This window comes from uncultured Stenotrophomonas sp. (assembly GCF_945952405.1).
Classification (GTDB): domain Bacteria; phylum Pseudomonadota; class Gammaproteobacteria; order Xanthomonadales; family Xanthomonadaceae; genus Stenotrophomonas.
Window position 1 is genome coordinate 15,921 of record NZ_CAMFIA010000022.1, and the last position, 11,906, is coordinate 27,826.

The following is an 11,906-nucleotide window of genomic DNA, read 5'->3' on the forward strand; positions in this document are numbered from 1 at the left end:
CCCGTTGGTCGGCACACCTTTCAAATCAAAGCCACCCGACCAACGGTCGGGGGCTACCCGCTGATCGGCAGCGCCGATCAGCTGCCGGACAGCATCCGGCGGATCTTGCGGCCGATGCGGGTCAGGAACGAGTCGCCGGCATCGGTGCTACGCACCGGCTTGGCCACCACCTGCACCGGGGTCACCGGGCTGGCGCCGTTGCCGGCGTTGGCCTGCACGCCCTCGGCACCCTCGACCGGACGGCCATGGCGACGACGACGACGCTTGCGCGGCTTGCGCTCGCCATCCACGGCCCGTTCCGGTGCGCCTTCGGCACGCGGCGGGCGCGGCGGACGCGGAGCCTGCGCGACGGCGGCTTCGCCTTCGGCCGCGGCAACCGGCGCGGCGGCAGCCTGCTCGCCTTCCACGCGCGGCTTGCGCGGGCCACGCGAACGGCGCTCGCCGCTGCGCTCACCGTCACGGCGCTCGCCACGGCCACCGCCGGAGCGGCCACCACTGCGGCCACCGCCACGACGCTCTTCCTCGGCGGCGCGGGCTTCGCGTGCCTCACGGAAGATCTGGCCGACGCTCTCGTTCTCTTCGCCTTCCTCACCCGGGGCCGGGGCCGGACGTTCCGGGCGTGGCAGCGGGGTCAGCAGTTCCTTGGTGACCGGCTCGGACGGGATCTTCTGCTCGATGTAGGCCTCGATGTCCGGCAGGCTCATCGCATAGCGTTCGCAGGCGAAGCTGATCGCATCGCCTTCCTCGCCCAGGCGGGCGGTACGGCCGATGCGGTGCACGTAGTCTTCGGCGTCGAACGGCAGGTCGTAGTTGTAGACGTACTTGATGCCGTCGATGTGCAGGCCGCGCGCGGCCACGTCGGTGGCCACCAGGATTTCCAGCTGGCCCTTCTGGAAGCGGTTGAGCAGGCTCTCACGCTTCTTCTGCGGCACGTCGCCGGACAGCACGCCGACACGGTAGCCGGCCTTTTCCAGCGCGCGGGCGACACGCTCGACGAACACCTTGGTATTGACGAACACCATGGTGCGGGCGCCTTCGCTGCGCGACAGCAGGCCCAGCAGCAGCGGGATCTTCTCTTCGTCGGCCGGGAAGTAGAGCTTCTGGCGCACGCGCGCGGCGGTCACCGTCTCGGCCTCGACCACCAGCTTCTGCGGCTCGTTCATGTGCTCATAGGCCAGCTCCAGCACGCGGTGGCTGAGGGTGGCGCTGAACAGCAGGGTCTGGCGGGTGGTGCGCTCCGGCATGCGGCGCAGCAGGAAGCGGATGTCCTTGATGAAGCCGAGATCGAACATGCGGTCGGCTTCGTCCAGCACGCAGATCTCGCAGGCATGCAGCGAGACCACCTTGTGCTGCTTGACGTAGTCGATCAGGCGGCCCGGGGTGGCGATGATCACGTCCACGCCCTGCTGCAGGATCTCGCGCTGCTTGTCGTAGTCGACGCCGCCGTAGACCAGCGCGAAGCGCAGGCCCAGATCGGAACCGAACTTCACTGCATCCTTGTGGATCTGGATGGCCAGTTCGCGGGTCGGGGCGAGGATCAGCGCGCGCGGGTCTTCCGGCTTGCGGTCGGCCAGGGCCGGCCGGCTCAGCAGGCGGTTCACCACCGCGACCAGGAAGGCCAGGGTCTTGCCGGTGCCGGTCTGGGCCTGGCCGGCGACATCACCGCCCGCCAGCGCGACCGGCAGGGTCAGCGCCTGGATCGGGGTGCAGCGGGTGAATCCGGCTCCTTCAAGGCCGGCCTGCAGGGCCGGATGCAGCTCGAAGGAGGAGAAGGTCAAATCGGTCAGCGGTTTGTCGCTCATGAGTCCGTCTTGGTATGGCCGCCGGCCCGTGGGGCGGCTGGCACTTCATCGTCTAGGGGCACCGTCGCAAACTGCGGCCCCTGCGGCGGGTTGGCAGGCTGGGACCACCCGGTCCGTGCGCCGCACAATGCCCCAGTTTAACGCACTCGGGCGGGCAAACTGGAATGCGCCGTCTCACAGCTCCCGGAGACAACCCGCCTTCACCCAGCCACACCGGACTTGAACGGCCCGGGTGGGACCACTGGTGTCCCCCACTGCCAGCCCCATGTACAGGAAGACAGTGAAATCCGACACATACCGGGCATCGAAGCGATCACGATACGCTGGGTTCCAGCCGGCGCCTGTCCCTGCCCTGCGATAGGGGTACACTGCCGGCCGTGAGCGTCCAGGCATCCCGCCGAACGCACCGCGGCAGTGCGCCGCGAGGCAACGACGAGGGTCGCGCCACCGGGCATGGCCCAGTTCACCCACCTCCGGCATGGCCGGGTGCAATCCAAGACGAGAAACCAAGATGAGCGACAAGGTTGTACATGTCGGCGACGCCGACTTTGATAGCGCAGTGCTGAATTCCAAGGAACCGGTGCTGGTCGATTTCTGGGCCGAGTGGTGTGGCCCGTGCAAGATGATCGCCCCGGCGCTGGACGAACTGGCCGATGCCTACCAGGGCCGCGCCAAGATCGCCAAGGTCAACGTCGACCACAACCGTGCGCTGGCCGCCAAGTACCACGTGCGTTCGATTCCGTACCTGGTCGTGTTCAAGGACGGCGAGAAGGTCGGCGAGCAGATCGGTGCGGTGGGCAAGGCCCAGCTGGCCGGCCTGCTGGACAAGGCCCTGGCCTGACCCTGCTGTTCCCCGGCAGCCGCCGCCCGCGGCTGCCGGCGGGCGCCCCGCGCCCATGATGAATGCTGTTCCCGGCGACCCTTGCACGGCGCCGCGGGCCGATGATAGTGTCGGCATATCCGGCCGCGTTCGCGTGCCGCACCTTCTGGACGCAGTTTCTTCCAGACCCATTCCCAACGTTCGCCGCCCCGCCGGGCGCTCGCACCTTCAAGCGAGGAATAACGCTCTTGTCCGATAACACTTCCGAAACCGGCAGCGCCGATGCGCCCGCCGAAAAGCGCGTGCGCAAGCCCCGCGTGAGCAAGGCCGCCGCTCCGGCAGCCGCCGAAACCAGCGCCGCTCCGGCGCAGCCGACCCTGCCGCTGGCCGCCGCGCCCGAAGCGCCGGCGCCGGCATCCGCACCTGCGCCGAGCGCGCCCGCCGCCGAGGCCCCTGCCAGCAGTGGCGGTGGCGAAGGGGGTGAGGGCCGCGAATCCGGCCAGCCGCGCCAGCAGAATCACCAGGGGGGCGGCCAGAACCAGGGCCAGAACCCGTACAACCAGAACGGCCAGCAGGGCCAGGGGCAGGGCCAGGGCAACCGCCGTGACCGCTTCCGCAACCGCCGCGACCGTGACCGTGACCGCAACAACCGCTTCCGCGACGACGGCATGCCCAACGACGGCGGCGAGCAGCAGCCCTTCGTGCCGCGCCCGCACGCCAACGTGCCGGAAGGCTTCCCGGTCTATTCGCTGAGCGACCTCAAGCGCATGCCGGCACAGAAGCTGCTGGAAATCGCCGAGCAGCTGCAGATCTCCGAAGGCGTGGCCCGCGCCCGCAAGCAGGATGTGATCTTCGCCCTGCTGAAGGTGCTGACCCGCCACGGTGACGGCGTCGCCGCCGACGGCGTGCTGGAAATCCTGCCGGACGGCTTCGGCTTCCTGCGTGCCGCCGAAGCCAGCTACCTGGCCGGCCCGGACGATACCTACATCTCGCCCAGCCAGATCCGCCGCTTCAACCTGCGTACCGGTGACCACATCTCCGGCCGCATCCGCTTCCCGAAGGACGGCGAGCGCTACTTCGCGCTGAACATCGTCGACACCATCAACGGCGAGCCGATCGAAGCATCGAAGAACAAGGTGCTGTTCGAGAACCTGACCGCGCTGTTCCCGCGCCGCCGCTTCACCCTGGAGCGTGGCAACGGTTCGTCGGAAGACATCACCGGCCGCATCCTCGACCTGATGGCGCCGCAGGGCAAGGGCCAGCGCTCGCTCATCGTGTCGCAGCCGAAGGCCGGCAAGACGATGATGATGCAGCAGGTCGCCACCGCCATCACCACCAACCATCCGGACGTGCACCTGATCGTGCTGCTGATCGACGAGCGCCCGGAAGAAGTGACCGAAATGCAGCGCACCGTGCGCGGCGAGGTCATCAGCTCGACCTTCGACGAACCGGCCGCGCGCCACGTGCAGGTGGCCGAAATGGTCATCGAGCGCGCCAAGCGCCTGGTCGAGCACAAGAAGGACGTGGTGATCCTGCTGGACTCGATCACCCGCCTGGCCCGTGCCTACAACAACGTGGTGCCGAGCTCGGGCAAGGTGCTGACCGGCGGCGTGGACGCCAATGCCCTGCACCGCCCGAAGCGCTTCTTCGGTGCCGCGCGTAACGTGGAAGAAGGCGGCAGCCTGACCATCATCGCCACCGCGCTGGTCGATACCGGCTCGAAGATGGACGAGGTGATCTACGAAGAGTTCAAGGGCACCGGCAACAGCGAAGTGCACCTGAGCCGCCGCATTGCTGAAAAGCGCGTGTTCCCGGCCATCGACATCAACCGTTCCGGCACCCGCCGCGAAGACCTGCTGATCGAACCGGAACTGCTGCAGAAGATCTGGATCCTGCGCAAGCTGCTGCATCCGATGGATGAAATGGCCGCGATGGAATTCCTGCTCGACAAGATGAAGAACACCAAGTCCAACGACGAGTTCTTCGGTTCGATGAAGCGCTGATCACCGGCGCTGCACCGGAAGAAGCCTGCCGCTCGCTGCGGCAGGTTTTTTTTTGCCTGCAAGGCGACCCACTTCACTATGCCGCCGCCGCCTTTTGGCGATAATCCGCCCGGTACCCTGCCCGGCCCTGCGCGCCTGGCCACCGAATTCCCGCTGTCGCCCCTACCGGAGAACCGGTCGGGTCCAGCCTCCTGCCGGATCCGTCGACGCATGCGAACGCTGTCTCCCCGCCTCAACCTGGGCAAGCTGATCCTCGCCCTGGCCCTGCTCAGCGCCATCGTCGCCCTGGCCAATACGCTGCTGGCCAGCTACCGGGTGCAGCGCGACCAGCTGGTCGGCAACACCCTGGAAGCCAACCGCGTCTACGCCACCAAGCTGGCCGAGACCACCCAGAACTTCCTGCTGGCCGCGCAGCAGGAGCTGGCCTATGCCGCCACCCGGCTGGGCCAGGGCGGCCTTGACCCTGCGCAGGCCCAGGATGAAGCCAGCCGCCTGCAGCTGCAGACCAACAGCTTCAACTCCTCGCTGGTGGTGGATGCCGATGGCCTGGTGATCGCCACCTCGCCACAGACCCTGCAGCTGCAGGGCGAAGTGCTGCACAGTGTCGGCAACAACGCCGCGCTGGCGGCGCGCCAGCCGATGATCAGCGATCCCTACCAGTCCGCCACCGGCAAGCTGCTGGTTTCGCTGTCGCACCCGATCTTCGATCGCCAGGGCCGCTACCGCGGTTACGTCAGCGGCACCCTGTACCTGCGCCAGCGCAGCGCGCTGCATACGCTGCTCGGCAAGCATTACTACCGCGACGGCTCCTACCTGTACGTGGTCGATCGCCATGGCCGGCTGCTGTACCACGCCGACGGCAAGCGGGTCGGCGACTACGTGGTCGGCAACCCGGCGGTGAAGGCCGTGGTGCGTGGCGAACGCGGCGCGCAGCAGGTGCGCAACAACCGCGGCGTGTCGATGCTGGCCGGCTATGCCCCGGTGGCGGCCACCGGCTGGGGCATCATCGCCCAGCGCCCGACCGAGGCCACCCTGCAGCCGCTGTCGCGGTTGATGACCGCAGTGATCTGGAATGCGATCCCGCTTGGCCTGCTGTCACTGCTGGTCACCTGGTGGTTCGCCCGCCGCATTTCGATGCCGCTGTGGCAGCTGGCGCGCAACGTGCAGGGCGGCGAGGACACCGGCAACGCGATCAACCATGTCAGTGGCATCCGCGCCTGGTACTTCGAGGTCGCACAGCTGAAGCAGGCCGTGCTGCACAGCTTCAATGCGCTGCAGGACCGGATCGGCACGCTCAACCGCGCCAGCCGCACCGATCCGCTGACCGGCCTGCTCAACCGCCGTGGCCTGCAGCAGGCGCTGGATGCGTTGCAGGTGCAGGGCATCCCGTTCGCGATCCTGGCGCTGGACATCGATCGCTTCAAGTCGATCAACGACGGCCATGGCCATGACATCGGCGATGCCGCCATCGTCCACATCGCCGACCAGATGCGCCGCTACTCGCGCGACAGCGACATCCTCTGCCGCGCCGGCGGCGAGGAGTTCCTGCTGCTGTTGCCCGGGGTGAGCACCGATTCGGCGCGCCAGGCCGGCGAGCGCCTGCGCCAGCACATCGCCGATCATCCGTTCGCGCCGGTGGGCACCATCACCGTCTCGCTGGGCGTCGCCCACTTCCCGAGCTTCCATGTCGATGCCGAGCAGGCACTGCGGCTGGCCGACAAGGCCCTCTACATGGCCAAGGAACAGGGCCGCAACCGGGTGGTGGTCTACCCCTACGCCGACTGAGGCAGAGCCGGCTCTGGCCCGGCCCCGCCCCCCTGTAGTCAGCCCTGCTGCAGCGGGGTCAGCAGGCGCAGGCCACGCTTGGCACCATCGACCATGTAGACGCCGCCCTCCGGCAGCAGGTCGCCGCCGGCCTGCTCGATCGGGTCCGCCTTGCGCCACGGCACGGCCTGGCGCGGCCCCGGAATGAAGGCGCGCCAGCGGCCGTAGCGCTCCAGCCCCGCGTTGCGGTCATTGCCCAGGGCGAAGTTCACCGGGACGCGTACCGTCCAGCTGTCGCGGCTGCTGTCCTCGCCGGTGGTCGGCGGATTGAAGGTCCAGCTGCGGGCGCTGCTGATACTGGCCTTGGCCAGGATGTCGCGCATCTTGGCCATGACCCGCTCCGGGCCAACCACGGTCATGTTCACCTGCTCGGCGATGACATCGGCCACTGTGCCGTCACGCGCCACCTTGACCGCCAGAAGCACCTCGCCCTGCCCGCCGTTGCGATACGCCTCTTCGGGATAGCGCGGTGGCGTCACGCGGCCCCGGGTCACTGAATCAGTGGCCTTGGGATCGTAATCGCTGAAGTCGACGCTGGTCATGCTGACTTCGTAGCCACCATCGGCCATCGACGTGCCCCGCAGGCGCACCCGCAGCGGCGCCTGCGCCGCCACCGCCTTGCCATCACGCAGCATCGGCTCGAAGCGCCAGCCACCGATGGTGCCTTCGACAAAGGAGGCGATGCTCGGCGCCAGTGCCGGTTTCTGGTCCAGCACCAGTGCGCTGACCGCGCCTTCCGGGGTGACCTCGATACGGCCGGTAAGCACCATGCTCATTTCAGCGGTGGCGCGGACGGCCCGCGCGGTCTGGGCGTTGGCATCGGCTGCAAGCAGCGGGGCGCCGCAGCCTGCGGCCAGGGCGAGAGCAAGAAACAGGGGGGAGCGCATCATTGCCGGATCCTTGGTGATGAACGCCGAGGGTATCCCAGCCCCCACGCCAATGACACCCCGGTCAGGCCAGGCGGTGCGCGCCCGCATACGGGGGCGTGTCCGGATAGTCACCGCGGGCGAAGCGGTGCTGCAGGCCCTGCCACCAGCCCGGATCGAACAGGTGCCGGTAATGCTCGCGCACCGCTGCCAGCTCGACTGCCGGCAACCCCATGAACGGGCCAAAGCGCTCGGGAAACACGTCGCGCGGCCCCACATGGAACCACGGCTCATCGGCCATCGCGTCCTCCGGCGTGCGTGGCTGCGGCCAGGCGCGGAACACGCAGTCGCTGACCAGGCACAGCTCGTCATAGTCGTAGAACACCGCACGGCCATGCCGCGACACACCGAAATTCTTCGGCAGCATGTCACCCGGGAAGATGTTGTTGCGCGCCATGTCGGTGATCGCCTGCGCGTAGTCCAGCACCGCCGCACGCACCGCATCCGCGCCCTGCTCGCGCAGGTACAGGTTCAACGGGCGGAAGCGGCGCTGCACATAGCACAGCGCCACTTCCACCTGGTCACCATCGATGCGCACGCTCTGCGCGCACTGCTGCAACAGCTCATCGAGCAGCGCCGGTGCGAAACGGTCACGCGGGAAGCGCAGGTGGCGGTATGGCTGTGCATCGAGCAGGCGGCCCACACGATCCAGGTTGAATACCAGCGCGTACTTCTCTTCCACCTGCTGCCGCGACATCGACTTGGGCCATGCGAAGCGATCGCGGATCAGCTTGAACACCAGCGGATAGCTGGGCAGGGTGAAAACCGCCATGACCATGCCCGGCGTGCCTTCGGCATGCACCAGCCGCTCCTGCGCATGCTCGTTGAAGTGGCGGAAGAAAGTACGGTAACGCTCGGTCTTGCCCTGCTTGGCACGGCCCAGCACGGTGTAGATCTCATCGATCGGCTTGCCTGGCAGCAGGCTGCGCAGGAACACCACGGCATCACCGACGGTGCCAAGGTTGGCCTGGAAATAGCTGCGCGAGACACCGAACAGGTGGGCGACATCACGGCGCCGGGTCAACACCGCGTCGGCACGCAGGCCCCGGTCATCATTGACCAGGGCGATCACGCAGGGCGAAAAGCGGTGCTCGCCAAACACGCGGCCGACCAGGTAAGCGCGGCGTTCGCGGTAGAACACGGTGTCGAGCAGCTCGATGCTGCGGACCGGTGTGTCACCCCAATGGGCAAGATCATCCTGCAGGCGCACCACAATAGCCGCCGCGCAGCGCAGCTGGTGCGCATAGGGGATATCGAAGCGGTAGTCGGCCAGCACCCGCTGCAGCGCTTCCACCGGCCGCGTTGGCGAAACCGCGTAGGTATGCCGCGCCACCGGATGGGTGATCGCATCCGAGGGTTCAACATCGAAAGCGATGAACTCCAGCGCCGGGTCCACGCCACGGGTGGCGAACAGGCGCCGCGACAGCGTGTTGTAGAAGGTCTTGTACAGCTCGGCGTCGATCAGCCCCTGCAGCAGGGCGCTGTAGCGGGCATGCACCTGCAGCCACAGCGCGCGCTCGCCGATGGCTTCGCCGGCCAGGCGGCGCAACGCATCCATCTGCTCGGCGATGCACAGGTCGTACAGTCCGATGCGCTCGACCGCGTCCTGGCGTGCACCGGCCCAGTCGCGCTGCTCGAAGCGCTGCCTGGCCCGGGCGGTGATCGCCGCGAAGCGGGCGTGGTACTGCTCGAAACCATCACGGATGGCGCCGGCGATACGCGGCGCCAGCACAGCAGCGATGTCAGGTTCGGACATGCACGGCTCAGCGGAGAGGACCGCCTACACCATACGCTGGCGTGTGTGATGCCGTCGAGCGCGAAGGTAGTGCCGGCCGCTGGCCGGCACTACCTGGTTCGTCGAGGGATCGATGCAGATGCCGGCCAGCGGCCGGCACGACCGGTTCAGATCGCCAGCTCGGCTTCCACGTCCTGTACCTTGCGCCGTGCCAGCGCCAGGTTGGACTTGGTGCGGTCCAGCACGATGTAGAAGAACAGGCCCTTCTTCTTCGCCACCGGGCGCATGATGTGGTACGCCTTGCCCAGCGAGATCAGGATGTCCTCGATGCTGTCGTTGAGGTTCAGCGACGCAGCGGTCTTCATCTTGGCGCGGATCACTTCGGTGTTGCCGGCGGCGGCCACTTCCATGTCCATGCCGGCACCGGCCTCGCCCAGCAGCATGCCGCTCTCGTAGTCGACCAGCGCCACTGCCTGCGCGCCGTCGATGCCCATCAGTGCGTTCAACGATTCATTCAATCCAGCCACGTCGCACCCCTTGTCGATGTTGGTTCGAGCCCCTCGTTCCCCTGCGGCCGGGCTCACCTTCCGCCGAGTTCGGCCAGGATCGCCTGGCCACATTCCCTGCTCTGCCACAGCACCTGGCCGATCACGCTGCGCTGGTCGCAGGCCGCCATCAGCAGCAGCGGCGCGCGTCCGTCGGCCTGGATCGCCAGCATCAGCACCTTTCCGCCCGCAGCCTCCAGCATCAGCGTCTGCAGCTCGCCCAGCACCAGCTCGCGCCCGACCGCTGCGGCCAGTGCAAGCATCGCGCTGGTCATCGCCGCCAGCCGTTCGCCACGCCCGTCGGCACCGGCGCAGACCAGCGCAAACCCATCAACGCTGGCCAGCACCACCGTGCGCACGCCTTCCACCCGCTGCTGCAGGTCCTGCAGCAACGGCTGCAGGCGCTCGCGCTGGCCGGCGTCGGGCAGCACCGCCACCTGCCCGTCAGCCATGCGCCGCCACCAGGGCATGCGCTTCCATCTCGCCCATCAGTACGTCCATCAGCAGCAGTCCCTGTTCGCGGTCACGTGCATCCACCGCCAGCAACGGCAGCGGCTGCCGGTCGAGGCGGGCACGTTCGGCCCAGTCCTCCAGCGCAGCATGCGGCGCCTGGTCGAGATGGGTGACCGCCACCACCAGGGCCAGCTGCGGCGCGAACGGCTGCAGTACCTGCAGGTAGTCCTCCAGTTCGGTGGCCAGGCTGGGCCGACGTGCGTCCAGCAGCAGCACCGCGCCACGTGCGCCCTGCAACAGGATCGGCCACAGGAAGTCGAAGCGCTGCTGGCCGGGCGTGCCGTACAGGCGCAGCCGCTCGCCGTTGGGCAGGTCGATATCGGCATAGTCCAGCGCCACGGTGGTGGAGGCCTTGTCGGCGCCGAGCCGATCACTGTTGGCCACATCCGTGTCGATCACCGCACCGGCCGCAATGCTGCGCACCAGGGTCGACTTGCCACTGCCCATGCCACCCAGCACCACCACCTTGTGCTCACGCATTGCGCTCGCTCCCGCGCAGGTGCCGCCACAGGCGGGCGAGCAGGCCGGTATCGGCGGCAGCACCGCGCATCGCCATCACCGCCGGCGACGGTGCAGCCTGCAGCTGGGCATAGCCGCACAGATAGGCGGCGTGGATGAAATCGCGCACGGCCGCGGCCGGCAGTTCGAGCAGCATCGCGCACTCGTCCACTGTGCAGGCGCGCTTGAGCAGCAGCGAACACAGGCGGAAGCCATCGTGATCATGGCCGAGCACGCGGAAATCAGGCCAGCGCAACAGCTTCACCGAGGCGCTGCGCAGGCGCTCGTCGAGCGACTGCCAGTGGCGGCTGCGTTGCGCCCACTGCCACAGCAGGGGCCGCAGCGGCTGGCGTGGCCGTTCCGCGGCCAGCGCCTGCAGGCGTGCCGGCGTCAGCGCGTCCAGCTGCAGGCGTTCAAAGGCCTCGGCCAGGCGCTCCACCAGCGCAGCCGATGGCTCCTGCAGCAGCACCGCCTGGTCATGCTCCAGGTCCATCAGCAGGACCGGCTCGCCAGCATCACTGAGCATTGCCTGGCCCTGGCGCAACGGCAGCCGCTCGCGCAGCAGGCGGGTGATGGCATGCGCGCCATCGGCCAGGCGGATCGGTGCAGGTACGTGCATGGCCAGAGGCTCCGCTGCCAGGTGCATGCCACGCAGCGCGCGGCCAATGGCGCCATCGTCGAGCACGCCCTGCTGGCCATCGTCGTCGCGCAGCTGGCCGCCCAGGTCCTCGATCCAGCACTGCAGGCGCGGGCGCTGCTGGCGCATGCGCTGGGCCGCGTTGCGCAACGCCGGGGTATCGCGGATCACCAGCAGGTCGCAATCGTCCAGGTCCTGACTGCGGCGGATCTGGCCATCGGGCAGGGCCGAGGCCACGCGCAGCCGCTGCAGCAGGGCCTGCTCGCCCTGGATGTCGGTTCCCACTACCAGCACGCGTGCCATCGGTGTTCCCCGTGCGGCCACCTCCCCGGTGGCCTCGCGCTGCCAAGGCTAGGGCATCGCCCGCGGCGACCATCGTGATCGACTGCTCAGATTGAGTGCGACCCAGGACGCGCTCGTATCGGTTCTGCGACAACCATCGTGGGCAAGTTTCATGCCCCTTTGACGGCATTCCGACAGCCGACGGATTTCACGGTTTTGCGGGGTCTGTGCTGGGGGTCAGATCCCTTTTGCGCGGGAGTCTCCGCCGGGGTCAGATCCCTTTTGCGCAGCAAAAGGGATCTGACCCCCGACCCCAAAAAG

Annotated in this window: 10 protein-coding genes; 3 read left to right on the plus strand and 7 right to left on the minus strand. The window is 68.1% G+C overall.

The window, feature by feature from the left end:
* Window positions 1–77 precede the first annotated feature (77 nt).
* Entirely contained in the window at window positions 78–1,802 is a 1,725-nt protein-coding gene (rhlB, locus tag Q0P60_RS17565) for an ATP-dependent RNA helicase RhlB (RefSeq protein WP_294996571.1), read from the minus strand.
* Between the two features lie 511 nt (window positions 1,803–2,313).
* On the opposite strand from rhlB, the gene trxA reads away from it, so the two are divergent.
* The 3 genes from trxA to Q0P60_RS17580 all read left to right on the plus strand — a co-directional run bounded on the left by trxA (window position 2,314) and on the right by Q0P60_RS17580 (window position 6,410).
* The gene (trxA, locus tag Q0P60_RS17570; protein ID WP_005411275.1) at window positions 2,314–2,643 is read left to right on the plus strand and encodes a thioredoxin; all 330 of its coding nucleotides are present in this window, start codon (window positions 2,314–2,316) and stop codon (window positions 2,641–2,643) included.
* 227 nt (window positions 2,644–2,870) lie between these two features.
* Complete coding sequence (rho, locus tag Q0P60_RS17575) at window positions 2,871–4,625, plus strand: transcription termination factor Rho (protein ID WP_294996575.1); 1,755 nt, start codon at window positions 2,871–2,873, stop codon at window positions 4,623–4,625.
* A gap of 210 nt (window positions 4,626–4,835) precedes the next feature.
* A complete protein-coding gene (locus Q0P60_RS17580; protein WP_294996578.1) occupies window positions 4,836–6,410 on the plus strand; it encodes a sensor domain-containing diguanylate cyclase in 1,575 nt (524 codons plus the stop codon).
* A 38-nt stretch (window positions 6,411–6,448) separates the two neighbouring features.
* Here the strand turns inward: Q0P60_RS17580 and Q0P60_RS17585 are convergent, their stop codons facing one another.
* The 6 genes from Q0P60_RS17585 to Q0P60_RS17610 all read right to left on the minus strand — a co-directional run bounded on the left by Q0P60_RS17585 (window position 6,449) and on the right by Q0P60_RS17610 (window position 11,606).
* Entirely contained in the window at window positions 6,449–7,339 is an 891-nt protein-coding gene (locus Q0P60_RS17585) for an energy transducer TonB (protein WP_294996581.1), read from the minus strand.
* A gap of 61 nt (window positions 7,340–7,400) precedes the next feature.
* Window positions 7,401–9,131 carry a bifunctional isocitrate dehydrogenase kinase/phosphatase gene (gene aceK, locus Q0P60_RS17590; RefSeq protein ID WP_294996584.1) on the minus strand — a complete coding sequence of 577 codons (1,731 nt, stop codon included), beginning with the start codon at window positions 9,129–9,131 and terminating at the stop codon, window positions 7,401–7,403.
* A 146-nt stretch (window positions 9,132–9,277) separates the two neighbouring features.
* Window positions 9,278–9,637: a hypothetical protein gene (locus tag Q0P60_RS17595; RefSeq protein ID WP_005419760.1), complete on the minus strand. Its 360-nt coding sequence runs from the start codon at window positions 9,635–9,637 to the stop codon at window positions 9,278–9,280.
* Between the two features lie 53 nt (window positions 9,638–9,690).
* Window positions 9,691–10,107: a roadblock/LC7 domain-containing protein gene (locus Q0P60_RS17600; RefSeq protein ID WP_294996587.1), complete on the minus strand. Its 417-nt coding sequence runs from the start codon at window positions 10,105–10,107 to the stop codon at window positions 9,691–9,693.
* Window positions 10,100–10,648, minus strand: a complete 549-nt coding sequence (locus Q0P60_RS17605; RefSeq protein WP_294996590.1) for an ATP/GTP-binding protein — start codon at window positions 10,646–10,648, stop codon at window positions 10,100–10,102. The genes Q0P60_RS17600 and Q0P60_RS17605 overlap by 8 nt, the downstream gene beginning before the upstream one ends.
* Window positions 10,641–11,606, minus strand: coding sequence for a hypothetical protein (locus Q0P60_RS17610; protein ID WP_294996593.1), 966 nt, complete (start codon window positions 11,604–11,606; stop codon window positions 10,641–10,643). The genes Q0P60_RS17605 and Q0P60_RS17610 overlap by 8 nt, the downstream gene beginning before the upstream one ends.
* Window positions 11,607–11,906: the final 300 nt, after the last annotated feature.